This window comes from Pseudomonas mosselii (assembly GCF_003205295.1).
Lineage (GTDB): Bacteria > Pseudomonadota > Gammaproteobacteria > Pseudomonadales > Pseudomonadaceae > Aquipseudomonas > Aquipseudomonas mosselii_B.
This window is the reverse complement of record NZ_QJRP01000017.1, coordinates 69,745-92,870: the sequence shown is the minus strand read 5'-3', so window position 1 is coordinate 92,870 and position 23,126 is coordinate 69,745. Positions and strand designations below refer to the sequence as shown.

Annotated in this window: 19 protein-coding genes and 1 tRNA gene; 11 read left to right on the top strand and 9 right to left on the bottom strand. The window is 64.8% G+C overall.

Annotated features, from left to right (window positions below; all coding sequences use genetic code 11):
- Positions 1–73 precede the first annotated feature (73 nt).
- Positions 74–150, bottom strand: a tRNA-Pro gene (locus DMX06_RS17105).
- Between the two features lie 82 nt (positions 151–232).
- Positions 233–454, bottom strand: a complete 222-nt coding sequence (locus DMX06_RS17100; protein WP_023632528.1) for a YgdI/YgdR family lipoprotein — start codon at positions 452–454, stop codon at positions 233–235.
- A gap of 170 nt (positions 455–624) precedes the next feature.
- Between DMX06_RS17100 and moaB the strand changes: the two genes are divergently transcribed.
- Together moaB and DMX06_RS17090 are read left to right on the top strand one after the other, a co-directional pair.
- Entirely contained in the window at positions 625–1,164 is a 540-nt protein-coding gene (moaB, locus tag DMX06_RS17095; protein ID WP_028692756.1) for a molybdenum cofactor biosynthesis protein B, read from the top strand.
- The gene (locus tag DMX06_RS17090) at positions 1,148–2,368 is read left to right on the top strand and encodes a molybdopterin molybdotransferase MoeA (RefSeq protein WP_181427850.1); all 1,221 of its coding nucleotides are present in this window, start codon (positions 1,148–1,150) and stop codon (positions 2,366–2,368) included. The genes moaB and DMX06_RS17090 overlap by 17 nt, the downstream gene beginning before the upstream one ends.
- Here the strand turns inward: DMX06_RS17090 and DMX06_RS17085 are convergent.
- Both DMX06_RS17085 and DMX06_RS17080 read right to left on the bottom strand, forming a co-directional pair.
- The gene (locus DMX06_RS17085; protein WP_110738539.1) at positions 2,357–3,592 is read right to left on the bottom strand and encodes a glycosyltransferase family 4 protein; all 1,236 of its coding nucleotides are present in this window, start codon (positions 3,590–3,592) and stop codon (positions 2,357–2,359) included. The two genes, DMX06_RS17090 and DMX06_RS17085, sit on opposite strands and share 12 nt — an antisense overlap.
- A 63-nt stretch (positions 3,593–3,655) precedes the next feature.
- Entirely contained in the window at positions 3,656–5,113 is a 1,458-nt protein-coding gene (locus DMX06_RS17080) for a mannose-1-phosphate guanylyltransferase/mannose-6-phosphate isomerase (protein ID WP_110738538.1), read from the bottom strand.
- Between the two features lie 267 nt (positions 5,114–5,380).
- Between DMX06_RS17080 and yegS the strand changes: the two genes are divergently transcribed.
- Positions 5,381–6,268 carry a lipid kinase YegS gene (yegS, locus tag DMX06_RS17075; protein WP_110738537.1) on the top strand — a complete coding sequence of 296 codons (888 nt, stop codon included), beginning with the start codon at positions 5,381–5,383 and terminating at the stop codon, positions 6,266–6,268.
- On the opposite strand, the gene DMX06_RS17070 is transcribed toward yegS, so the two are convergent.
- From DMX06_RS17070 to DMX06_RS17060, 3 genes are all read right to left on the bottom strand, one after another.
- Positions 6,252–6,911 carry a response regulator gene (locus DMX06_RS17070; RefSeq protein WP_110738536.1) on the bottom strand — a complete coding sequence of 220 codons (660 nt, stop codon included), beginning with the start codon at positions 6,909–6,911 and terminating at the stop codon, positions 6,252–6,254. The genes yegS and DMX06_RS17070 overlap by 17 nt on opposite strands.
- Positions 6,901–7,797, bottom strand: coding sequence for a sensor histidine kinase (locus DMX06_RS17065; protein WP_110738535.1), 897 nt, complete (start codon positions 7,795–7,797; stop codon positions 6,901–6,903). Before DMX06_RS17065 ends, DMX06_RS17070 begins: the two co-directional genes overlap by 11 nt.
- Before the next feature lie 378 nt (positions 7,798–8,175).
- A complete protein-coding gene (locus DMX06_RS17060) occupies positions 8,176–8,676 on the bottom strand; it encodes a histidine kinase (protein ID WP_110738562.1) in 501 nt (166 codons plus the stop codon).
- Between the two features lie 339 nt (positions 8,677–9,015).
- Between DMX06_RS17060 and DMX06_RS17055 the strand changes: the two genes are divergently transcribed.
- Together DMX06_RS17055 and DMX06_RS17050 are read left to right on the top strand one after the other, a co-directional pair.
- Positions 9,016–9,951, top strand: a complete 936-nt coding sequence (locus DMX06_RS17055; RefSeq protein ID WP_110738534.1) for a chemotaxis protein CheV — start codon at positions 9,016–9,018, stop codon at positions 9,949–9,951.
- Positions 9,952–9,985: 34 nt separating this feature from the next.
- Positions 9,986–10,789, top strand: a complete 804-nt coding sequence (locus DMX06_RS17050; RefSeq protein ID WP_110738533.1) for an MOSC domain-containing protein — start codon at positions 9,986–9,988, stop codon at positions 10,787–10,789.
- A 66-nt stretch (positions 10,790–10,855) separates the two neighbouring features.
- On the opposite strand, the gene DMX06_RS17045 is transcribed toward DMX06_RS17050, so the two are convergent.
- Positions 10,856–12,784: a transglycosylase SLT domain-containing protein gene (locus DMX06_RS17045; RefSeq protein WP_110738532.1), complete on the bottom strand. Its 1,929-nt coding sequence runs from the start codon at positions 12,782–12,784 to the stop codon at positions 10,856–10,858.
- A 207-nt stretch (positions 12,785–12,991) separates the two neighbouring features.
- Here DMX06_RS17045 and DMX06_RS17040 point away from each other — a divergent pair, with 207 nt between their 5' ends.
- Positions 12,992–14,923: an ATP-binding cassette domain-containing protein gene (locus DMX06_RS17040; protein WP_110738531.1), complete on the top strand. Its 1,932-nt coding sequence runs from the start codon at positions 12,992–12,994 to the stop codon at positions 14,921–14,923.
- Positions 14,924–15,132: 209 nt separating this feature from the next.
- Here the strand turns inward: DMX06_RS17040 and DMX06_RS17035 are convergent, their stop codons facing one another.
- Positions 15,133–15,573 (bottom strand): universal stress protein, encoded by a 441-nt coding sequence (locus DMX06_RS17035; RefSeq protein WP_050704826.1) that lies wholly within the window; start codon positions 15,571–15,573, stop codon positions 15,133–15,135.
- Positions 15,574–15,683: 110 nt separating this feature from the next.
- Between DMX06_RS17035 and DMX06_RS17030 the strand changes: the two genes are divergently transcribed.
- The 5 genes from DMX06_RS17030 to topA all read left to right on the top strand — a co-directional run bounded on the left by DMX06_RS17030 (position 15,684) and on the right by topA (position 22,989).
- Positions 15,684–16,121, top strand: coding sequence for a hypothetical protein (locus DMX06_RS17030; protein ID WP_110738530.1), 438 nt, complete (start codon positions 15,684–15,686; stop codon positions 16,119–16,121).
- Between the two features lie 473 nt (positions 16,122–16,594).
- Positions 16,595–18,742 carry a fatty acid oxidation complex subunit alpha FadB gene (gene fadB, locus DMX06_RS17025; RefSeq protein ID WP_050704828.1) on the top strand — a complete coding sequence of 716 codons (2,148 nt, stop codon included), beginning with the start codon at positions 16,595–16,597 and terminating at the stop codon, positions 18,740–18,742.
- Positions 18,743–18,773: 31 nt separating this feature from the next.
- Positions 18,774–19,949, top strand: a complete 1,176-nt coding sequence (gene fadA / locus DMX06_RS17020) for an acetyl-CoA C-acyltransferase FadA (protein ID WP_050704829.1) — start codon at positions 18,774–18,776, stop codon at positions 19,947–19,949.
- Between the two features lie 78 nt (positions 19,950–20,027).
- Positions 20,028–20,279 (top strand): DUF1653 domain-containing protein, encoded by a 252-nt coding sequence (locus tag DMX06_RS17015; protein WP_050704830.1) that lies wholly within the window; start codon positions 20,028–20,030, stop codon positions 20,277–20,279.
- 100 nt (positions 20,280–20,379) lie between these two features.
- Complete coding sequence (topA, locus tag DMX06_RS17010; RefSeq protein ID WP_110738529.1) at positions 20,380–22,989, top strand: type I DNA topoisomerase; 2,610 nt, start codon at positions 20,380–20,382, stop codon at positions 22,987–22,989.
- Positions 22,990–23,126 lie beyond the last annotated feature (137 nt).

Sequence of the window (23,126 nt, the reverse complement as noted above, 5' to 3'; positions counted from 1 at the left end):
CCCGATGCAGGGCGCCACCAGGCCTTTTCGCAGGCAACAAAAAACCCGCTCGAGGCGGGTTTTTTGCGGGATATGGTCGGAGAGACAGGATTCGAACCTGCGGCCTTCTCGTCCCGAACGAGACGCGCTACCTGGCTGCGCTACACTCCGATGTCCAAAATGCTACTGCATCGCTTTTTTCAACGCAACCCCTTGTTGCAAAAAGGAGTTGCGCCAAAAACGCAGGGCTGGATCACAGCTCCTTGACGGTGCGGATCTGGTCCTTGTTGATGCGCGTGCGCTTGCCGTCGAGCTGTTCGAATTCGTAGAAACCGGAATCGTCGTCATAGGAAGGGGTGTCCACCGCCTGGATCTCGCGGCCGTCGTTCAGGGTGATGACGGTTGGCGAGGCGCAGCCGGCGAGGGCGCCCAGGCCCAGGGCAAGCAGGAAGGCGGGAAGGGTCCGTTGGATCATCGTGTTTCTCCAGTGCGATGGTGCTAGATGTCATTAAGACGCAGGGCGTCCACGCAAGTTCCTTGCACAGTGCAGCATAGCGCCATCGCGGCGGCATTGACCAAGAACAACGCCGCGGGTGGCCTGTGATATAACAGCGCACATTCCCAGTTACCCTGCGACGGACTCCCATGAAAGCCAAGGCAGATACCCCTTTCGTTGCGCTGAACATTGCCGTGCTGACGGTCAGCGACACCCGCACCTTCGACACCGACACCTCCGGCCAGCTGTTCGTCGATCGCCTGGGCGCCGCCGGCCACCGCCTGGCCGAGCGCGTGCTGCTCAAGGACGACCTCTACAAGATCCGCGCCCAGGTCGCGACCTGGATCGCCGACGACCAGGTGCAGGTGGTGTTGATCACCGGTGGCACCGGCTTCACCGGCCGCGACAGCACCCCGGAAGCCGTGGCGTGCCTGCTGGACAAGCAGGTCGAGGGCTTTGGCGAGCTGTTCCGGCAGATCTCGGTGGCCGACATCGGCACCTCCACCGTGCAGTCCCGCGCCCTGGCCGGGCTTGCCAATGGCACCCTGGTCTGCTGCCTGCCGGGCTCGACCAACGCCGTGCGCACCGGCTGGGACGGCATCCTCGCCGAGCAGCTGGACGCCCGTCACCGGCCGTGCAATTTCGTGCCGCACCTGAAGCAGGCGGCGGCCTGTGACAGCCGTGGCTGAGGTGGCCCGGCCCTTGATGCCGGTGGAAGAGGCCCTGGAGCGCCTGCTGGCGCTGGCCGACACGGCGCCCATCGCCGAGACCGAACAGGTAGTACTGGCCGAGGCCGAAGGGCGGGTCCTGGCCCATGAGCTGGTGGCCGGCCTCGACCTGCCGCCGTGGCCCAACAGCGCCATGGACGGTTACGCGCTGCGCCTGGCCGACTGGCAGGGCGAACCGCTGCGGGTGACCCAGCGCATCTTCGCCGGGCATGCGCCACAGCCCCTGGAACCTGGCACCTGCGCACGGATTTTTACCGGCGCGCCACTGCCGGAAGGTGCCGATTGCGTCGAGATGCAGGAAAACACCGAGGTGCTCGAAGACGGCCGGGTGCGCTTTCTCGAGCCTCTGGCACTGGCGCAGAACGTACGCCCCAAGGGCCAGGAAACCCGTGTCGGCGAACAGGTGATGAGCGCCGGCACGCGGCTGGGCCCGATCCAGCTCGGGCTGGCCGCGACCTTGGGTTTCGGCACGCTCGAAGTGCGGCGTCGGCCCCGGGTTGCGGTGCTGTCGACCGGTGACGAACTGGTCGAGCCGGGCCTGGCCCTGGGCCCCGGGCAGATCTACAACAGCAACCGACGCCTGTTGGTCAGCTGGCTGCAACGCCTGGGCTGCACGGTGGTCGACGCCGGCATCCTCCCGGACGATCTCGAGCGCACCCGCCAGTGCCTGGGCGGGCTGGGCGATGTCGACCTGATCCTGTCCACCGGCGGCGTGTCGGTGGGCGAAGCCGATTTCCTCGGCCTGGCCCTGCGCGAGGCGGGTGAGCTGGCGCTGTGGAAGCTGGCGATCAAACCGGGCAAACCACTGACTTTCGGCCATTACCAGGGGGTGCCGGTGATCGGCCTGCCGGGCAATCCGGCCTCGACCCTGGTCACCTTCGGCCTGCTGACCCGGCCCTACCTGCTGCGTCGGCTGGGAATGACCCATGTCGCTCCGCTGCGCTTCAGCGTGCCGGCGGGCTTCGACTGGCCCAAGGCCGGAACGCGCCGCGAGTACCTGCGGGCGCGCATCGAGGACGGTCGCGTGCGCATCTACAAGAACCAGAGCTCCGGCGTGCTGCGCAGCGCGGCATGGGCCGATGGCGTGGTGGAGGTGCTCGAAGGCACGACGCCGCAACAGGGCGATGCGGTGACGTTCATTCCGTTCAGCGAGCTACTTGGCTAGCACGCCGCCGGCGGCTGCGGCGCCGGCCGGCGCCAGCTGGGTCAGGCGCATGTGCACGTTCTCCAGCTGCTGGGCGGCGACGCTCCAGTCATGACGCTGGCGGGCGAACTGGCGCCCGGCCTCACTGAGCTGGCACATGCGCCATGGCTGGTTGAGCAACTGGGTGACCAGTAGCGCCAGCTGGCCGCTGTCGTCGCTGCCCAGGTAGTGCTCGCCGTTGTTCATGGCCAGGCCTGAGGCGCCCTTGCTGGTGGTGATCACCGGCAACCCGGCGGCCATGGCTTCAAGGATCTTCACCTTGGAGCCGCCGGCGTGGCGCAGCGGCGCGAAGAACAGCGCCGAGCGCCGTTGCAGCTCGCGCAGGTCGGGGCGATAGCCCACCCACTCGATGCGCGGGTCGTTCCAGTGCAGCTTCCAGCTGGCCGGCAGGGCGTGGCCGGCAATGGCCAGGCGCACCGCCGGATTGCTCATCCATACCTGGGGCAGGATCTCTTCCAGCGCCCATTCGATGGCCTCCAGGTTGGCGCCGTACTCGAAATTGCCGACGAACAGCAGACGCTGGCTGTGCGGCGTGGGGCGAACCTCCTGGTAGTGGTCGCAGTCCACGCCATTGACCACCACGTTCACCGGGCGCCCGCTGATCTGGCCGATAAGCTCGGCATCATGGGCGCTGACCGCCACCACCTCGGTGGGCTGGCGCAGCACTCGCTGCTCCCAGCGCCGGTAGCGCCAGCGGTCGAAGGCGTTCAGCGGCCGTAGCCACAGGGGCAAGCGGTCGTGGCAGGCGGCGCCCATCACCGATTCCAGGTAGTGCTCGCTGAGCATGTAGGGCAGGCCACGGGCCTGTAAGGCCTTCTCGAACGGCTGGAAACTGTAGCTGTGCTCGATCTGGATCACGTCCCAGGGTTCGTCCAGCAACTGCTCGAAGCGGTGCCTCAGGCAGGGCGCCAGGCCATTGATGATGGCCCGCATGGGGTAGTCGATGATGGGCGAGGCCAGCAGGTTCAGCGGGCTGTGCAGCGCGCGCCGGGGTAGCACCACCAGGCGCTCCACCAGTGGCTCCAGGGCCTCGCGCGCCGCGTCGCTCAACGGGACCTTGGACTGCACCAGCAAGGTGATCCGGTGGCCATGCTGCGCCAGGGCGCGCAGCAGGTGGTATTGCCGGGTCTTGCTGCCGCTGGTGGTGGGCCAGGGCAGGTAGGGCAGGGTCCAGAGTATGCGCATGAGCCCGAATCCTCGCGGTTGGCCGGGTGTCGGCCCTGGATGGCAAAACGCGCCCTCTGGCAGTCAAGCAGGTGCTGCTGCTGCCGGGGCGCGTCCATAGATATCAGTAAAGCGTACGATGTCGTCTTCGCCCAGGTATTCGCCGCTTTGCACCTCGATCATCACCAGGTCGATGACGCCGGGGTTGGTCAGGCGGTGGCTGCGTCCGGGCTTGATGAAGGTCGACTCGTTGGTGTCGAGCAGAAACTCCTCTTCACCGTTGGTCACGCAGGCCATGCCGCTGACCACGATCCAGTGCTCGCTGCGGTGATGGTGCATCTGCAGTGACAGCGATTCGCCGGGGCGCACCATGATGCGCTTGATCTTGAATCGCGGCCCTTCCTCGAGCACGGTGTACAGGCCCCAGGGGCGGGTCACGGTGCGGTGCAGGCGGTAGGCGTCGTGGCCCTGGTGCTTGAGCTGCTGGGCGATCACCTTGACCTCCTGGCTGCGCGCGGCATCGGCGATCAGCAAGGCGTCGGGGGTGTCGATGACGATCAGGTTGTCCAGCCCCACCGCGCCCACCAGTCGCCGGGGCGAGTCGATGTAGCAGTTGCTTACGTCATGCAGCACGGTTTCGCCGTTGCAGTAGTTGCCCTGGCTGTCGGCCGGGCGCAGCTCGCGCACCGCTTCCCAACTGCCGATATCGCTCCAGCCGATGGCGCAGGGCACCACGGCCACCTGGGTGGAGGGCTGCATGAGGGCGTAGTCGATGGAGATATCGGGGGCCAGCGCAAAACTGTGGGCGTCGAGTTCCACCTGCTGGCCGCACGTCCCCTCCTTGAACTGGCTCTGCGCCAGGCAGTGGGTCACGTTGTGCAGTACCTCGGGGGCATGGGCCTGCAGCTCCTGCAGCACAGTGCCCGCGCGCAGGCAGAACATGCCGGCGTTCCACAAGTGCCGGCCGCCGTCCAGGTACGCCTGGGCGGTGTCGGCGTCGGGCTTTTCGACGAAGCGCGCGACCCGGTAGCCGTCGTCGCCGAGCGCTTCACCCTGTTCGATGTAGCCGAAGCCGGTCTCGGCGCGGGTCGGCAACAGGCCAAAGGTGGTCAGCCAGCCTTGCCCGGCCAGGTCCATGGCCTGCTGGACGGCCGCCTCGAAGGCACCCTGGTCCTGGATCAGGTGATCGGCGGGCAGTACCAGCAACAGGCTGTCCTCGCCGTGCAGGCGGGCGCAGTGCAGTGCTGCTGCGGCGATGGCGGGGGCGGTGTTGCGACCGAACGGTTCAAGGATGAAGTCGAGGGTGACGCGTTGGGTGCCGACCTGGCGATACTCGTCCTGGGTACGGAATACCACTTCGCGGTTGGTCACCGTGAGCACCCGTTCGACGCCGGGCAGGGCGCTGGCGCGGGTAAAGGTCTTCTGCAGCAGGCTCATGCCATCGGGCAGGCGCATGAAGGGCTTGGGCATGGCCTCGCGGGAGACCGGCCACAATCGGGTGCCGGCGCCGCCAGCGATGATGCAGGGAATCAGAACGCTCATAGTCACAGCCTCGTATCAGGGCGCCGGGGGGCAGCGCAATGCAAGGAAATCACGACCTGTCAGGCGTCTGGCGGCGCAAAGTCAATAAAATGACTTTTCGAGTCGGCTTCGTCCGTTATGGCCAAATATTTGTCAGATGATGCACCTGTGGCGTCCGGCTTTCAATGGCATTTGTGTGAAGCGGCGGTTTTTCGGCGTTGCAGGGAGCAATCTGCTCGTTGCAGTGGTCGAGATTGCGGTAGGGCATTTCTTTTCGGGGAGAACAGCATGAGCGAGCGCAAGGCACTGTTGATCCTGCATGGCAAACAGGCTGGCAACGAAGAGGTGCGAGCCGCGGTGGGCCAGTTGCGCGAGCGGGGCTGGACCCTGGATGTGCGACTGACCTGGGAGGGCGGTGATGCCCAGCGCCTGGTCGGCGAGGCGCTGGTGGCGGGTTATGCCCAGGTGGTGGCCGGGGGTGGCGATGGCACGTTGCGTGATGTGGCCGAAGCCATGGGCCTGGCCGCCACCCAGGCCAGCCTGGCGCTGTTACCGCTGGGCACTGCCAACGATTTCGCCAAGGCGGCCGGCGTGCCCCTCGAGCCACAGGCGGCGCTCGACCTGCTGGAGGTGCCGGCGCGGCCGATCGACCTGGGGCGGGTGGGTGACCAGTTGTTCCTGAACATGGCCACCGGTGGTTTCGGCAGTCAGGTCACGGCCAATACCTCGGAAGACCTGAAGAAGGTGCTGGGCGCGGCGGCCTACCTGTTCACCGGCCTGTCGCGCTTCAGCGAGCTACAGGCCGCCTCGGTGGAACTGCAGGGACCAGGCTTCCAGTGGCAGGGTCAGTTACTGGCGCTGGGCATCGGCAACGGCCGCCAGGCCGGCGGCGGGCACGTGCTGTGCCCGGAGGCGACGGTGGACGATGGCCTGCTGGACATCGGCATCCTGCCTGCGCCACAGGAGATTGCCGGCGCCCTGCGCGACCTGTTGGCCGGCGACGGCCTGTTTGTCCGCGCGCGGCTGCCGTGGGTGGAAATCAAGGGCGCCCAGGGGCTGGACATGAACCTTGACGGCGAGCCACTGCAAGCCGCCAGCCTGCGCTTCGAGGCCGTGGCGCAGGCGTTGCGCATGCACCTGCCGACGGACTCGCCGCTGCTCAGTCGTCCAGGCTGATGATCTTCTCGCGCACGGCGAACAGCACCAGCCCTGCCACGTCGTAGATCTGCAGGCGCTTCATGATCTGCGAGCGGTGGGTCTCCACGGTCTTGATCGACAGGCCCAGGCCGGCGGCGATCTCCCGGGTCGACTTGCCGCGCACGATCAGGCGCAGGATCTCCAGCTGACGCCCCGTCAGGTTATGACCTTCGCTGCTCGGCTGGCGGCCGTTCTGCGCGCGTAGCAGGGCCTGGTTGATGACGGTGTGGGCGATGGCCGGGCTGAGGTAGCGTTCGTCGTTGCACAGCGCAGTGAGCGCCTGTTCCAGCTCGGTGGCCGTGGTGTCCTTGAGCAGGTAGCCGTGGGCGCCGCTTTCCAGGGCGCGCATGATCATTTCCGGGTCGGTGTGCATCGACAGGATCAGGACCTTGCAGGTGCAACCGTTTGCGCGCAATTGCGTCAGCGCGTCCAGGCCGCTGGTCGAACGCATGGAAATGTCCAGCAGGACGATGTCCGGCGCCAGGCGCAGGACGTGGTCCAGAAGTTGGCCGCCGTCGTCGGCCTCGCCGATCACGGTGTAACCGGGGATGTCCGATACCAGTGCCCTGACGCCTGCGCGGATCAGGGAGTGGTCGTCCACCAGCAGTAATCTACAGGTCATCGGGGGCAGGGGTCCTGGCGCGTTCTTGGCTGCGGGGTGGCCATGGAAAGAGGGCTTCGATCTGGGTGCCTTGGCCGGGCTGGCTGGTGATGGTCAGGCTGCCTCGCAGGGCGGTCACCCGCTCCTGCATGCCGGCCATGCCGCGCTGGCCGTAATCCGCGGGGGACTGGGCTGGCACGAAGCCGCCGCCGTCGTCGTGGATCGACAGGGCAAGGCCGGCCGAGGTGCGTTGCAGGCGAACCACCAGGTTGCGGGCACCGGCATGGCGCAACATGTTGGTGACCGCCTCCTGGGTGATGCGGAAGGCGGCCATGGCCACCTCTTCGCTGATGCCGCCCAGGCGCTGCTTGCATTCCAGGCTCCAGTGCACCTCGGTGTTTTCCAGGGTGCGCAGCAGATGCGCGCGCAGGCTCGCCTCCAGGCCCAGGCTGGCCAGCTGGCGCGGGTTGAGAATGGTGGAAACGTCGCGCACGTTGCTCAGGGTCAGGTCCAGGGTGCTGCGCAGGGTGCTGCAGTGCTCCTGCAGCTCGGCCGGTACCCGGCGTTGCAGCCAGTCGACCTGCAGCTTGGCGGCGGTCAGCAGCTGGCCGATATCGTCGTGCAGCTCGCGACTCAGGCGCTGGCGCTCGCTCTCCTGCACCTTGAGCATGCGCGTGGCCAGTTCCGCCGGGCGCAGGCTGATCGAACGCGCCCAGTGGCGCAGGTGCCAGCCGACGCCGAGCATCGCCAGCAGTTGCAGCAGCAGCAGGCTGGCCGACAGCGGCTGGGTGCTCAGGTATACCACCAGGTTCGCCGCCAGCGATGCAACGCACAGCAGCGCGGTCGTCCAGCGCAGCAGGGCAACGCTGGAGCGGCAACGCTGGAGAAACTTCAAGCGTGGGAGCATAGATAGGGAAGCCACTGAATTATAGCGGTTAGGGGCATTGCACACGTCTGACCAGGGGTTTTACCGCCCCGCTTGCAATCAAGTGCGGAATGCGGATCCAATCGCCCGATAACCTGGGCGCGCATGTTCGAGTGGGCGCATGTTATCACTTTGATTGAATTTGGTCGCGGGGGGATAACTGCTTGAAACCTCGTATTTTCCGGGCTGTGGCGGGCCTGGCGGTCGAGGGCTTGGCTAGCAGAGTGCCATTATTAAATGATGTTTCCAGTGCGCACAGGGCAACTAATAATCCCGCTTCGCAAAAACATTTGGAAAAACTTGTCCAACTTTGCAAGTTTCATCCTGAGCCGACCTTAGTTGTGACTCAGTTGGCTGCATTTAATGTTGCCGGTCGGGCGAGTCGATGCCGGTGCTTGCCGTATGAGGGTGGGCGCAGTACACCCCTGTCTGCTGGCAGTCCGCGCACAGCTGCGTGGACGGCTGGCCCAGGGAGGTGGCCAGTTCGCCCAGCAGCAGCCGTTGTTCGTCGGTGTCCATGCCTAGCTGGCCGGTCTGCGGGTCCAGCAGTTCCAGTTGCCAGTCGAGCAGGGTCAGGCAGGCGTCCAGTGCGGGCAGGCTGCTGCCGTGCAGGTGCTGCTGGGCACAGGTGGGCGCGAGCAGCTTTTGCAAGGCGAACGCATAGTGGGCGACCTCGAGCAGGCCGAGCGCGTCGGCACGGCGGGCCAGGGTATCAAGTGCCGTGGTGAGACTGTGGCAGGCGTCCGGGTCGTTGGCGATCAGTTCCAGGTGCTGCAGGCATTCCTGGGACCTGGCCAGCAGGACCTGTGCATCCTGCAGGAAGGCCGCCACGGCGGCGTTGTGCAATGGTGTGCTATCCATCATGGCGCCCCGTCGTCAGGGATTGGCCGTACCAAGATGATCGCTCGCAAAAGCCTGACTCCGTTCATGCAGTGAGAATGGCGTCACATTAATGGCTAATGGATATTGCGAACATCAGGTTGCACCCGATTGCTACTAGGGGATTCCCTGATGAGGATTCAGGCGGGTCGTTCGTTGCGAGCGACGGCTGCAGCGGGATGTGGCAGCAGTAAAGCATGATGGTAAAGTGATATCAATCACCCGGCGTGGCTTTTTCCATAAGGGGTCAAGCTGCGCGCGCATCCGCCGATACAGGGGGATGCATTCATTTTTTACCGACTCACGCCTGGGGGCTTTCCAATGGCTGGCATTCTCGACACGGTAGACCAACGCACGCAACTGGTGGGTGAGAACCGCCTGGAAATCCTCATGTTCCGCCTGGCCGGCCGACAGTTGTTCGCCATCAACGTGTTCAAGGTCCAGGAGGTGCTGCAACTGCCCAAGCTGACCCTCATGCCGCAGCGCCATTCCTTCGTCTGCGGCGTGGTCAACCTGCGTGGCCAGACGCTGCCGGTGATCGACCTGTCCCAGGCGATCGGCATGCGCCCGCTGCAGCCCGGGCCGGACAGCACCATCATCGTTACCGAGTACAACCGCTCGGTGCAGGCGTTCCTGGTGGGCGGCGTTGATCGTATCGTCAACATGAACTGGGAAGCCATCATGCCGCCACCGGCCAGCGCCGGTCGCCAACACTACCTCACGGCGATCACCAAGGTCGACGAGAAGCTGGTTGAGGTCATCGACGTGGAGAAGGTGCTGGCCGAGATCGTGCCGTACAGCGCCAAGGTGTCCCGCGACAAGCTGGAAGACCCGGTGCTGGCCCGCGCGCGTGGCCGCGAAGTGCTGCTGGTGGACGACTCCAGCGTGGCCCTGGCGCAGTTGCGCGACACCCTGTCGCAACTGGGGGTGAAGCTGCACGTGGCCAGTGACGGCCTCAAGGCCCTGCGCCTGCTCAAGGGTTGGGCCGACGCCGGGGAGAATGTCTGCGAAAAGCTGCTGATGATCTTCACTGACGCCGAAATGCCTGAGATGGATGGCTACCGGCTGACCACCGAGATCCGCAGCGACCCGCGCCTGCGTGGCCTCTACGTGGTGCTGCACACCTCGCTGTCGGGCAGTTTCAACGAATCGATGGTCAAGAAGGTCGGTTGCGACAACTTCCTGTCCAAGTTCCAGCCCGACCGCCTGGTGGATGTGGTGCGTCAGCGTCTGAACATGGATCAGGCTCAGGTGTAAGCTTGGTTTTTCCATGGAAAGCGGGTGAGCAGGGATGTTTCTGAGTGCGTTGTATCGATACCCGGTGAAATCGGGGCAGGCCCAGGGCCTGCAAGCGTCCTCGGTCGGCAATCTGGGCCTGGACGGTGATCGGCGCTGGCTGGTGGTGGAGGAAGAGAACGGCCGTTTCCTGACCCAGCGCGCCTGGCCCCGACTGGGGCAGATCGGTGCCGACTACGGCGAGCAGGGCCAGCTGCTGCTCCAGGCGCCGGGGCAGGCACCGCTGGAAGTGCCGGTGCCGCCAGCCGACGACGCCCTGCGCGGCGTCACCATCTGGCGCGACTCCTTGCGCGTGCCCGATGCCGGCGATGCCGCCGCGGCCTGGCTCAGCGAGCTGCTGGGCAAGGCGGTCAGGCTGGTGTATTGCCCGGAGCAGCGGGCCCGCTACCTGCCTAGCGGCTACGGCCTGAACAGTGACCGGGCAGCCTTTCCCGATGGTTTTGCGCTGCTGCTGATCGGCCAGGCCTCGCTGGATGAGCTGAGCCGTCGGGTGGGGCGCCCCATGGAGATGCTGCGTTTTCGCCCGAACCTGGTGGTCGAAGGTGCCGAGGCGTTCGCCGAAGACCGCTGGAAGCGCATCCGCATTGGCGACATGACCTTTCGCGTGCTCAAGCCGAGCGTGCGCTGCATCCTCACTACCCTCGATCCTGCCACCGGCGAGCGCAGCCCGGACCGTGAGCCGTTGACCACGCTCAAGACGTTTCGCGAGAGGGAAGGGGATGTGCTGTTCGGCCAGAACCTGGCGGTGGATGGCGAGGGGGAGCTTAAGGTGGGTATGGCCGTCCAGGTCCTCGAATAGTGCCATCGCGGGGCAAGCCCGCTCCCACACACCGTGGGAGCGGGCTTGCCCCGCGATAGGGTCCGATCACATATCGTCGAAATACCGCTCATGCCAATCCACCAGCGGCTGCGGTGAATTGAGCTTCTGCCCGTAGATGACCGAATACGACAGCACGTTCTGTACGTACTGGCGCGTCTCGTCGAACGGAATCGACTCGACCCATACATCGAAGCTCAGGTGCTTGGCGCCCTTGAGCCACTGGCGCACGCGCCCGGGGCCGGCGTTGTAGGCGGCCGAGGCCAGCACGCGGTTGCCGTTGAACTGGCTGTGCACCTGGCTCAGGTAGGCGGCGCCGAGCTGGATGTTCTTGTCCGGGTTGAACACCTGGGCTGGCGAGGCCAGCGGGATGCTGAATTTGCGCGCGGTCTCCTTGGCGGTGCCCGGCATCAACTGCATCAGGCCGCTGGCACCGACGCTGGAGCGGGCGTCTTCCATGAAGGCGCTCTCCTGGCGGGTGATGGCGAATACCCAGCTCGAATGCAGGCCGCGGACCTTGGCTTCGCGCACCAGGGTGTCGCGGTGGGCCATGGGGAAGCGGATGTCCAGGTCGTCCCAGTACTGGGCCTGGCTGATGGTGCGGATCGCCGGGAAGTACCAGCGCATGTCGTAGGCCAGGCGGGCCTGTGCGACCATCTCGTCACGGTTGAAGTGGCGGCTGACGTGATACCACTCGCGGCGGCCCTCGACGATCTGGCCGCGGGCATGGAACTCCAGGGCGCGACGCACGCCCGGGGTGTTGCGGACCTTGTTGATCACCGCCTGGCTGAGCGCCAGCGGCTTGTTGTTCAGCTGGTAGGGCGTCTGCGCCCGGTCAGCGGCGAGGAAGCCGTAGAAGTCGCGTTCGCGGGCGACGGTCTTGTACAGCACAGGGACCTGCGGGTTGTTCGGCTGGGCCAGTTCCAGGCTGCGCGCCTGCCAGTACTTCCAGCGGTTGCTGCTGGCCAGGTCCTGGGGCAGGCGCTTGGTCAGCTCGTAGGCGTCTTCCCAGCGGCCCAGGCGCAGCAGCAGGCGCAGGCGCCATTCGCTGACGGTGTTGTCGCGCAGCTCGGGGTCGTAGCGGGTCATCAGGTCGAGCGCGCGCGGGTCGTAGCGTCGGGCCAGGGTCAGGCCGATCTCGCGGGCGATGGCGACCTTCTCGTCACGGGAGAAGTGCATGCGCTGGGCGTAGTCGTCGAGCAGCGCCATGGCCTGCTCGGGGTCCTGGCGGGCAAGGCGGCGCAGGCCAAGGCTGACCACGTCGGACATGGCCTCGTTGACGGGGGTGAAGCGCGACGGCTGGTTGAGCAGCTCGGGCTTCTGCGCCACGTCGATCAGCAGCTTGCCCTGGGGGGCGAGGGTGGTGAGGGTCTTGACCAGGCTGCTGGCCAGGCCGTAGTTGCGTGCCTGGGCCGCCAGCTTGGCGCGCTGCCAGCGCTTGGCCTCGGTCAACTGGCCCTCGGCGGCCCACATCGCGAACAGGGTGTCGCAGGCGGTGGGCTGGGACTTGCCGACGTTCCACAGCTTGTCGGCGGTGGCGAAGCCTTCGGCGCGCAAGCCATGGGAGAGCTGGTACTGGCCGTTGAGGCAGTCCAGTTCGGTGAAGTTGAGCTTGGGGTCGTAGTAGCGGGTGAAGGTGTTCCACTCGCCGCGCTCGGCCAGCCAGCGCAACCAGCGCAGCTTCATCCAGTTGGCCTGGGGCAGGTCGCCGTGGGCCTTGAGGAAGCCCTCGATCTCCTCGTTGCTGGCGCTCTTCAGGCGGGCGGTCAGCTCGTCGTAGGTGAGGTAGGGCGTGAGCGGATAGTCGCGCAGCGCCTGCGCGTAACGCAGGTAAGGGCCCTTGTCGCCCTTGGCCAGGGCGCGCTTGGCCTCGTCGTAGTACTGACGCTGCTGGGAGAGGTCGACGGCCTGTGCGGCGCTCGCGGCGGTGGCGGTGAGCAGCAGGCAGGAAGCAATTTGTAACAGGCGGCTGCGCATGATACGTCCGGGCAGTAGAACCATGGAAAGTGACGGCGGAGCCAGCACTGTTGGGTATTACTGCCTAGCTTAGCCGTTTGCCGGTGGCCGGTGAAAGCACTGTGCTTGTATCGAGTTGTTATCCGACGCCCTGCTGCCGGCGATGGGCTTTTGATGCCGTGAAGGGGCAAGTCAGGTAGAATGCGCGCCCGGTTTTTGGAGATGATCATGACCCTGCTCAAATTCAGCGATGTGTCCCTCGCCTTCGGCGCCATGCCGCTGTTGGACAAAGTGTCCTGGCAGATCGCCCGTGGCGAGCGGGTGTGCATCATCGGCCGCAACGGCACGGGCAAGTCGAGCATGCTGCGCCTGGTCAAGGGCGAGCAGAAACCCGACGACGGCGACATCTGGCGCGCGCCGGGGCTGAAGATCGGCGAATTGCCGCAGGAACTGCCGGTGGCCGACGAGCGCAGCGTGTTCGACGTGGTGGCCGCGGGCCTGGATGGCGTGGGCGAGCTGCTGGCCGAGTACCACCACCTAAGCCAGAACATCCACGGCGACGAGGACCTGGAAAAGCTCATGCATGTCCAGCACGAGCTGGAGGCCCGCGACGGCTGGCGCTTGCAGCAAGTGGTGGAAAGCACCCTGAGCCGCCTGCAGCTGCCCGCCGACAAGACCCTGGCCGAGCTCTCCGGTGGCTGGCGCCGCCGCGTGCTGCTGGCCCAGGCGCTGGTGTCCGAGCCCGACCTGCTGCTGCTCGACGAGCCGACCAACCACCTGGACATCGGTGCCATCGCTTGGCTGGAAGATGCCCTGAACGGCTTCAACGGTGCGGTGCTGTTCATCACCCACGACCGTTCCTTCCTGCAGAACCTGGCCACGCGCATCCTCGAGCTGGACCGTGGCGGGCTGATCGACTGGAACGGCGACTACGCCAGCTTCCTGGTGCACAAGGAGGCGGAGCTTGCCGCCGAGGCGACCGCCAACGCGCTGTTCGACAAGCGGCTGGCCCAGGAAGAAGTGTGGATCCGCCAGGGCATCAAGGCCCGGCGTACACGTAACGAAGGCCGTGTGCGTGCGTTGAAGGCGCTGCGCGTGGAGCGCGGCGAGCGCCGTGAACGCCAGGGCAAGGCGAACATTCTTATCGAAGTGGCGGACAAGTCCGGCAAGCAGGTGATGGTGCTGGAGGATGTCAGCTTCGCTCACAAGGATGGCCCGAAACTGGTCAAGGACTTCTCCATGGTCCTGCAGCGCGAAGACCGCATCGGCCTGCTCGGCGCCAACGGTACCGGCAAGACCACGCTGCTCAAGCTGATGCTGGGCGACCTGGAGCCGACCAGCGGCAAGGTCGAGCGCGGCACCAAACTGGAAGTGGCCTACTTCGACCAGATGCGCCATCAGTTGGACCTGGAAAAGACCGTCATCGACAACCTGGCCGAGGGCCGCGATTTCATCGAGATCGATGGCCAGAACCGCCATGTCCTGAGCTACCTCGGCGACTTCCTGTTCAGCCCGCAGCGCGCGCGCACGCCGGTCAAGGCGTTGTCCGGTGGCGAGCGAGCGCGCCTGCTGCTCGCCAAGCTGTTCAGCAAGCCGGCCAACCTGCTGGTGCTGGACGAACCGACCAACGACCTCGACGTCGAGACCCTCGAGCTGCTGGAGGAAGTGCTGTGCAACTACAAGGGCACGGTGCTGATGGTCAGCCACGACCGGGCCTTCCTCGACAACGTGGTGACCAGCACCCTGGTGTTCGAGGGTGAGGGGCGCGTGCGCGAGTACGTCGGCGGCTACGAAGACTGGATCCGCCAGGGTGGTTCGCCGAAGCTGCTGGGCGTGACCGAGAGCAAGGGCGGCAAGTCCGAACTCAACAGTGCGGTGGTAGCCAAGCCGGTTGAAGAGCAAGCGCCTGCGGCCGTCGCCGCGCCCGCTGCCGATGCCAGCAAGAAGAAGCTCAGCTACAAGCTGCAGCGCGAGCTGGAGGCGTTGCCAGGGCAGATCGATGCGCTGGAGCGGCAGATTGCCGAGGTGCAGGAAGAGGTCGGCGCCTCGAACTTCTACCAGCGTCCGATCGATGAAACCTCTGCGGTGCTGGCCAAGCTGGAGAAGCTGCAGGGCGAGCTGGACGTGCTGGTGGAGCGCTGGGCCGAGCTGGAAGGTTGATTTCCTGTCCTGGCGTTTTCGCGGGTAAACCCGCTCCCACAGAGTTACCACTGCCTCAGGAGCGGTGACCAACCTGTGGGAGCGGGTTTACCCGCGAAGAGGCCGGTACAGGCAAACACACATTTCTCCCACAGGATTGCCGCTGCCTCAGGAGCAGTGACCAGCCTGTGGGAGCGGGTTTACCCGCGAAGAGGCCGGAGCAGGTTGACTTATTCTTTCTTCTGCAACCGCACCGCCAGTACATCGCACGGCGCGCCGTGCAGCACGTCATTGGCAGTGGAGCCCAGCAGCAGCGCCAGGCCATGGCGGCCATGGCTGCCGACCACGATCAGGTCGCAGGCTTGTTTCTTGGCAAGCTCGTGGATTTCCTGGCGCGGCTGGCCATAGACCAGATGCGAGTCGCCTCGCTGGATGTCCGGGTACTTGTTGAACAGGCGCTCCATGCGCTCCTTGGCCTGGTCGAACTGTTGCTGCTGTAGCTGCGAGAGGTCCATCGGCACGTCGCCGCCGAAGGCCATGGCCATGGGTTCGACGATATGCACCAGGGACACCTTGGCGCCACTGGCCAGGGCGATGGTCTTGGCCCGCTTGATCACCGGGTCGCATTCTTCGGTCAGGTCGACGGCGACCAGAAGATGTTCATAGGACATGTGCAGTACTCCTGACAATCGCGATAGTAGAAGTATGGTCGCTTTCGGGCCGGGCGTTCGTGAAACCTGGATAACCCGCTCATTTGCAACGCTTTATAAGGTCTACAGATATGACGGTATGGCTGGTGGTGTCAATCCTTGCGCTGATGCTCAGCCCGCTGGCCTGGCTGCGCCAGTCGCGCAAGCAGAGCGAGCAGATGAGCCTGCGCCTGGAGGGCCGGCGCATGGGCCTGGCCATGCAGCTGGCGCCGCAGCAGTGGCCGCACTGGCTGGAAAAGGAGCCGCCCAGCCCTTGTCCGCAATACCATCGGGCGCGGCGCAAGGGCCGCGAGGACTGCTGGTGCTACTGGCAGATCAGCCCGGGCGTGTGGTGGAACCAGTGGCGCGAACCCTGCGAGGACCCGCGCCTGGCCGAGGTCTTCACCCGCCTGCCGGAAACCGTCTACAAGGTCGAGGCGGACCGGCGCATGATCGCCCTGTACTGGAGCGAGCGGGGCGATAAATCTGTTTTGCAGGATATTGCCCAGGCCCTCGATACCCTCGCCTGAACCTGGCCAACGCAAAACGGCGCGCAGGAGCAACCATGCTCTTGCGCGCCGTTTTGCGTTCTGCAGCGCAGAAAAAGGCCAGGCAGGCCGGAAACACTTTCATGCAGACCCAGTGTAGCCGTCGTTGGCGGATGCGTTTAGAAAAAAGGCCGTCCGCTGTCGTTGATGGTCTATCGCTGACATGAATGGTCGGCGATCACTGTCATCAGTTTTCGTACCCGGCGGGTAGAAGATGACTGGAAAGTCGCGTTTTCACGGTGTTCGCGAGCATTTGACAACGCCGTTCATTTCGGAGAATGTGTGCACACCCAAGTCAAACGGGCGTATGAATTGAGCGTTTGTATGTCAGACGGCTCTTACAGAATCCCGATTAGCGCGTCGACGGGTGTGCCTGGGGCGAGGGACCGGTAGACCGGCTCTTGCGCCAGCGTTCGACGTGTACTGTTCAGCTTCCATATCGTGGAGATCAGTTGATGATTTACGAAGGTAAAGCCATCACGGTTAAGGCTCTTGAAAGCGGCATCGTCGAACTGAAGTTCGACCTCAAGGGTGAGTCCGTCAACAAGTTCAACCGTCTCACTCTGAACGAGCTGCGTCAGGCCGTGGACGTGATCAAGGGCGATGCCTCGATCAAGGGCGTGATCGTCAGCAGCGGCAAGGACGTGTTCATCGTCGGCGCCGACATCACCGAATTCGTCGACAACTTCAAGCTGCCCGAGGCCGAACTGGTCGCCGGCAACCTGGAAGCCAACCGCATTTTCAATGACTTCGAAGACCTGCAGGTGCCGACTGTCGTCGCCATCAACGGCATCGCCCTGGGTGGCGGCCTGGAGATGTGCCTGGCCGCCGACTACCGGGTCATGTCCAGCAGCGCCAAGATCGGCCTGCCGGAAGTCAAGCTGGGCATCTACCCAGGCTTCGGCGGCACCGTGCGCCTGCCGCGTCTGATCGGCTCGGACAACGCCATCGAATGGATCGCCTCGGGCAAGGAAAACCGTGCCGAGGACGCCCTGAAGGTCGGCGCCGTCGACGCCGTGGTCGCCCCCGAGTTGTTGCAGGCCGGTGCCCTGGACCTGATCAAGCGCGCCATCAGCGGCGAGCTGGACCACAAGGCCAAGCGCCAGCCCAAGCTGGAAAAGCTCAAGCTCAACGCCATCGAGCAGATGATGGCGTTCGAGACCGCCAAGGGCTTCGTCGCCGGCCAGGCCGGCCCGAACTACCCAGCGCCGGTCGAGGCCATCAAGACCATCCAGAAGGCTGCCAACTTCGGCCGTGACAAGGCCCTGGAAGTCGAAGCCGCAGGCTTCGCCAAGCTGGCCAAGACCTCGGTCGCCGAGAGCCTGATCGGCCTGTTCCTGAACGACCAGGAGCTCAAGCGCAAGGCCAAGGCCCACGACGAGATCGCCCACGACGTGAAGCAGGCCGCCGTGCTCGGCGCCGGCATCATGGGCGGCGGCATCGCCTACCAGTCGGCGGTCAAGGGCACGCCGATCCTGATGAAGGACATCCGCGAGGAAGCCATCCAGCTGGGCCTGAACGAGGCCTCCAAGCTGCTCGGCAAGCGCGTCGAGAAGGGTCGCCTGACCCCGGCGAAGATGGCCGAGGCGCTCAACGCCATTCGTCCGACCCTGTCCTACGGCGATTTCGCCAACGTCGACATCGTTGTCGAGGCCGTGGTCGAGAACCCGAAGGTCAAGCAAGCGGTACTGGCTGAAGTGGAAGGCCAGGTGAAGGAAGATGCCATCCTGGCTTCCAACACCTCGACCATCTCCATCAACCTGCTGGCCAAGGCGCTCAAGCGTCCGGAAAACTTCGTCGGCATGCACTTCTTCAACCCGGTGCACATGATGCCGCTGGTCGAAGTCATTCGCGGCGAGAAGTCCAGCGAAGTCGCGGTCGCGACTACCGTGGCCTACGCCAAGAAGATGGGCAAGAACCCGATCGTGGTCAACGACTGCCCGGGCTTCCTGGTCAACCGCGTGCTGTTCCCGTACTTCGGCGGCTTCGCCAAGCTGGTCAGCGCAGGCGTCGACTTCGTGCGCATCGACAAGGTCATGGAGAAGTTCGGCTGGCCGATGGGCCCGGCCTACCTGATGGACGTGGTCGGCATCGACACCGGCCACCACGGCCGCGACGTGATGGCCGAAGGCTTCCCGGATCGCATGAAGGACGATCGTCGCTCCGCCGTCGACGCCCTCTACGAGGCCAACCGCCTGGGCCAGAAGAACGGCAAGGGCTTCTACGCCTACGAGACCGACAAGCGCGGCAAGCCGAAGAAAGTCGCCGACGCCAGCGTGCTCGACGTGCTCAAGCCGGTCATCTTCGAACAGCGTGAAGTCAGCGACGAGGACATCATCAACTGGATGATGGTGCCACTGTGCCTGGAGACCGTGCGTTGCCTGGAAGACGGCATCGTCGAGACTGCCGCCGAAGCCGACATGGGCCTGGTCTACGGCATCGGTTTCCCTCCCTTCCGCGGTGGCGCGCTGCGCTACATCGATTCGATCGGGGTCGCCGAGTTCGTCGCACTGGCCGACAAGTACGCCGACCTGGGGCCGCTGTACCACCCCACTGCGAAGCTGCGCGAAATGGCCAAGAACGGCCAGCGCTTCTTCAACTGAGCGCCCAACGAGCTAGAGCGAGAATATTGATATGAGCCTGAATCCAAGAGACGTGGTGATTGTCGACTTCGGTCGCACGCCGATGGGCCGTTCCAAGGGTGGCATGCACCGCAACACCCGTGCCGAGGACATGTCCGCGCACCTGATCAGCAAGCTGCTGGAGCGCAACGACAAGGTCGATCCGAAGGAAGTTGAGGACGTGATCTGGGGCTGCGTCAACCAGACCCTGGAGCAGGGTTGGAACATCGCCCGCATGGCGTCGCTGATGACCCAGATCCCGCACACCTCCGCCGCCCAGACCGTCAGCCGCCTGTGCGGATCGTCGATGAGCGCGCTGCACACCGCCGCCCAGGCGATCATGACCGGCAACGGCGATGTGTTCGTGGTCGGTGGTGTCGAGCACATGGGCCACGTCAGCATGATGCACGGCGTCGACCCCAACCCGCACATGTCCTTGCACGCCGCCAAGGCTTCCGGGATGATGGGCCTGACCGCCGAGATGCTCGGCAAGATGCACGGCATCACCCGTGAGCAACAGGATCTGTTCGGCCTGCGTTCGCACCAGCTCGCCCACAAGGCGACGGTCGAGGGCAAGTTCAAGGACGAGATCATCCCGATGCAGGGTTACGATGAGAACGGCTTCCTGAAGGTCTTCGACTACGACGAGACCATTCGCCCGGAAACCACCCTCGAAGGCCTGGCGTCGCTCAAGCCTGCGTTCAACCCCAAAGGTGGCACCGTCACCGCGGGTACCTCGTCGCAGATCACCGACGGTGCCTCGTGCATGATCGTCATGTCCGGCCAGCGCGCCATGGACCTGGGGATCCAGCCGTTGGCGGTGATCCGTTCGATGGCGGTGGCCGGCGTGGATCCCGCGATCATGGGCTACGGCCCGGTCCCGGCGACGCAGAAAGCCCTCAAGCGCGCTGGCCTGACCATTGCCGACATCGACTTCTTCGAGCTCAACGAAGCCTTCGCCGCACAGGCCCTGCCGGTGCTGAAGGACCTGAAAGTGCTCGACAAGATGGATGAGAAGGTTAACCTGCACGGCGGCGCCATCGCCCTGGGCCACCCGTTCGGTTGCTCCGGTGCGCGGATCTCCGGCACCCTGCTCAACGTCATGAAGCAGAATGGCGGTACCCTGGGCGTCGCCACCATGTGTGTCGGCCTGGGCCAAGGCATCACCACTGTCTTCGAACGCGTCTGATCGCGTCGCGGGACAGCAGCCGGGGCCATGTGCCCCGGCTTTTGTTTTTTACAGGATTTGTTCAAGAGGGCGAGTGACATGCAGATACAACCTGGTGTGTACCGGCATTACAAAGGCCCTGAATACCGCGTGTTCAGCGCGGCGCGGCATTCCGAGAGCGAAGAGTGGATGGTCTTCTACCAGTGCCTGTATGGTGACTACAGCTTCTGGGTCAGGCCACTTTCGATGTTCCAGGAGTCCGTCGAGGTTGACGGCGAGCAGGTGCCACGCTTTGCTTTGGTCAAGGCCGAAGAGGGGCTGGGCGAGCGGCTTGGCAAGGCGCACGAGTGATCGACCACGCTTGACCTCACTCTTTTGCCACTATATATAGCGGTGCCGCGTCCGGCACCTGACGCGTTTTTCATCTTCAGATTCAGGAATACTCCGATCCATGGGCAAATCGCTGGTCATTGTGGAATCCCCGGCCAAGGCCAAGACCATCAACAAGTACCTGGGCAGCCAGTACGTGGTGAAGTCGAGTATCGGCCACATCCGTGACCTTCCCACCAGCGGTTCCGCCAGTGCGAGCAAGGAACCGGCGGCCAAGCGCGGCAAGGCCGCGGCCGAGGCCCCGGCCTTGTCGCCGAAGGAGAAGGCACGCCGCACCCTGGTCGCGCGCATGGGCGTCGACCCGGAGGCAGGTTGGAAGGCCAAGTACGAGATCCTTCCCGGCAAGGAGAAGGTGATCGAGGAACTGCGCCGCCTGGCCAAGGATGCCGACACCATCTATCTCGCAACCGACTTGGATCGCGAGGGGGAAGCCATTGCCTGGCACCTGCGCGAAGCCATCGGCGGTGACGACAGCCGCTACAAGCGCGTGGTGTTCAACGAGATCACCAAAAAGGCTATCCAGGAAGCCTTCTCCCAGCCGGGCGAGCTCGATATCGACCGGGTCAACGCCCAGCAGGCGCGGCGCTTCCTCGATCGCGTGGTCGGCTACATGGTCTCGCCGCTGTTGTGGGCCAAGATCGCTCGCGGCCTGTCCGCCGGCCGCGTGCAGTCGGTGGCGGTGAAGCTGGTGGTCGAGCGTGAGCGCGAGATCCGCGCGTTCAACCCGGAAGAGTACTGGGAAGTTCACGCCGACCTGGGCACCGCCAAGAACGCCAAGGTGCGTTTCGAGGTGGCCCGTGAGAAGGGCGAGGCCTTCAAGCCGCTCAACGAAACCCAGGCCATGGCCGCGCTGGAGAAGCTCAAGGCCTCCAGCTACAGCGTTAGCAAGCGCGAGGACCGGCCGACCAGCAGCAAGCCTTCGGCGCCGTTCATCACCTCCACCCTGCAGCAGGCCGCCAGCAACCGCCTGGGCTTCGGGGTGAAGAAGACCATGATGATGGCCCAGCGTCTGTACGAAGCCGGCTACATCACCTACATGCGTACCGACTCGACCAACCTGTCGACCGACGCCGTCGAGATGGCGCGCAGCTACATCGAGAAAGAATTCGGCAAGCAGTACCTGCCCGCCGCGCCGATCGTCTACGGCAGCAAGGAAGGCGCCCAGGAGGCGCACGAGGCGATTCGCCCGTCGGACGTGACAACCCATCCGACCAAGCTCAGCGGCATGGAGCGTGACGCCGAGCGCCTGTACGAGCTGATCTGGCGCCAGTTCCTGGCCTGTCAGATGCCGCCGGCGCAATACCTGTCCACCAGCGTCACCGTGGTGGCCGGCGAGTTCGAGCTGCGTGCCAAGGGCCGCATCCTCAAGTTCGACGGTTACACCCGTGTCCTGCCGCAGCAGAGCAAGCCGGGCGAGGACGACGTGCTGCCGGAAATGGCCCAGGGCGAGGCGCTCAAGCTGATTCAGCTCGACCCCAGCCAGCACTTCACCAAGCCGCCGGCCCGCTTCACCGAAGCCAGCCTGGTCAAGGAGATGGAAAAGCGCGGTATCGGTCGTCCCTCGACCTATGCGGCAATCATCTCGACCATCCAGGATCGTGGCTATGTGACCCTGCACAACCGCCGCTTCTACTCCGAGAAGATGGGTGACATCGTCACCGAGCGCCTGTCCGAGAGTTTCGCCAACCTGATGGACTACGGCTTCACCGCCGGCATGGAAGAAAACCTCGACGATGTGGCCCAGGGCGAGCGTGACTGGAAGAACGTCCTCGACGAGTTCTATGGCGATTTCAGCAAGAAGCTGCAGACCGCCGAGTCCAGCGAGCACGGCATGCGCGCCAACCAGCCGACCCTGACCAACATCGCCTGCAAGGAATGCGGCCGGCCGATGATGATCCGTACCGCCTCTACCGGCGTGTTCCTCGGCTGCTCGGGCTATAGCCTGCCGCCGAAGGAGCGCTGCAAGGCCACGGTGAACCTGGTGCCGGGTGACGAGATCGCTGCCGACGACGAGGGCGAGTCCGAGTCGCTGGTGCTGCGCGGCAAGCACCGCTGCCCGATCTGCTCGACGGCGATGGACGCCTACCTGCTCGACGAGAAGCGCAAGCTGCACATCTGTGGCAACAACCCTGACTGCGCCGGCTACGAGATCGAAGAGGGTAGCTACCGCATCAAGGGCTACGAAGGCCCGAGCCTGGAGTGCGACAAGTGCGGCAGCGAGATGCAGCTCAAGACTGGCCGGTTCGGCAAGTTCTTCGGCTGCACCAACGCGACCTGCAAGAACACCCGCAAGCTGCTCAAGAGCGGCGAGGCGGCGCCGCCGAAGATGGACAAGGTGGACATGCCGGAGCTCAAGTGCGAGAAGGTCGACGACACCTACGTGCTGCGCGACGGTGCTTCGGGCCTGTTCCTGGCCGCCAGCCAGTTCCCGAAGAACCGCGAGACCCGCGCGCCGCTGGTGCTGGAGATCGTCCCGCACAAGCACGAGATCGATCCGAAGTACCACTTCCTCTGCGAAGCGCCGCAGAAGGATCCGGACGGTCGCCCGACGGTGATTCGCTACAGTCGCAAGACCAAGGAGCAGTACGTGCAATCCGAGGTCGACGGCAAGCCGACCGGCTGGAAGGCGTTCTACGACGGCAAGGCGTGGAAGGTCGAAGACAAGCGCTGATCTGAGTCTCAGGCTCATCGCGGGGCAAGCCCGCTCCCACAGGTGCTCTGCAACCTCGTGGGAGCGGGCTTGCCCCGCGATCGTTTGTGCTTGCGGTAACGCAAGGCTATCCCCGAAACTGCGATATCGCCTTGTTG

Excerpts from the sequence above, each read along its gene's own strand:
- DMX06_RS17040 (WP_110738531.1), top strand. The coding sequence starts at position 12,992 with ATGACCCTGCTCAAATTCAGCGATGTGTCCCTCGCCTTCGGCGCCATG.
- DMX06_RS17015 (WP_050704830.1), top strand. The coding sequence starts at position 20,028 with ATGCAGATACAACCTGGTGTGTACCGGCATTACAAAGGCCCTGAATAC.
- DMX06_RS17060 (WP_110738562.1), bottom strand. The coding sequence starts at position 8,676 with ATGGATAGCACACCATTGCACAACGCCGCCGTGGCGGCCTTCCTGCAG.
- DMX06_RS17065 (WP_110738535.1), bottom strand. The coding sequence starts at position 7,797 with ATGCTCCCACGCTTGAAGTTTCTCCAGCGTTGCCGCTCCAGCGTTGCC.
- DMX06_RS17030 (WP_110738530.1), top strand. The coding sequence starts at position 15,684 with ATGACGGTATGGCTGGTGGTGTCAATCCTTGCGCTGATGCTCAGCCCG.
- moaB (WP_028692756.1), top strand. The coding sequence starts at position 625 with ATGAAAGCCAAGGCAGATACCCCTTTCGTTGCGCTGAACATTGCCGTG.
- DMX06_RS17050 (WP_110738533.1), top strand. The coding sequence starts at position 9,986 with ATGTTTCTGAGTGCGTTGTATCGATACCCGGTGAAATCGGGGCAGGCC.
- fadB (WP_050704828.1), top strand. The coding sequence starts at position 16,595 with ATGATTTACGAAGGTAAAGCCATCACGGTTAAGGCTCTTGAAAGCGGC.
- DMX06_RS17035 (WP_050704826.1), bottom strand. The coding sequence starts at position 15,573 with ATGTCCTATGAACATCTTCTGGTCGCCGTCGACCTGACCGAAGAATGC.
- fadA (WP_050704829.1), top strand. The coding sequence starts at position 18,774 with ATGAGCCTGAATCCAAGAGACGTGGTGATTGTCGACTTCGGTCGCACG.
- DMX06_RS17085 (WP_110738539.1), bottom strand. The coding sequence starts at position 3,592 with ATGCGCATACTCTGGACCCTGCCCTACCTGCCCTGGCCCACCACCAGC.
- DMX06_RS17070 (WP_110738536.1), bottom strand. The coding sequence starts at position 6,911 with ATGACCTGTAGATTACTGCTGGTGGACGACCACTCCCTGATCCGCGCA.
- DMX06_RS17080 (WP_110738538.1), bottom strand. The coding sequence starts at position 5,113 with ATGAGCGTTCTGATTCCCTGCATCATCGCTGGCGGCGCCGGCACCCGA.
- yegS (WP_110738537.1), top strand. The coding sequence starts at position 5,381 with ATGAGCGAGCGCAAGGCACTGTTGATCCTGCATGGCAAACAGGCTGGC.
- DMX06_RS17100 (WP_023632528.1), bottom strand. The coding sequence starts at position 454 with ATGATCCAACGGACCCTTCCCGCCTTCCTGCTTGCCCTGGGCCTGGGC.
- DMX06_RS17045 (WP_110738532.1), bottom strand. The coding sequence starts at position 12,784 with ATGCGCAGCCGCCTGTTACAAATTGCTTCCTGCCTGCTGCTCACCGCC.
- topA (WP_110738529.1), top strand. The coding sequence starts at position 20,380 with ATGGGCAAATCGCTGGTCATTGTGGAATCCCCGGCCAAGGCCAAGACC.
- DMX06_RS17055 (WP_110738534.1), top strand. The coding sequence starts at position 9,016 with ATGGCTGGCATTCTCGACACGGTAGACCAACGCACGCAACTGGTGGGT.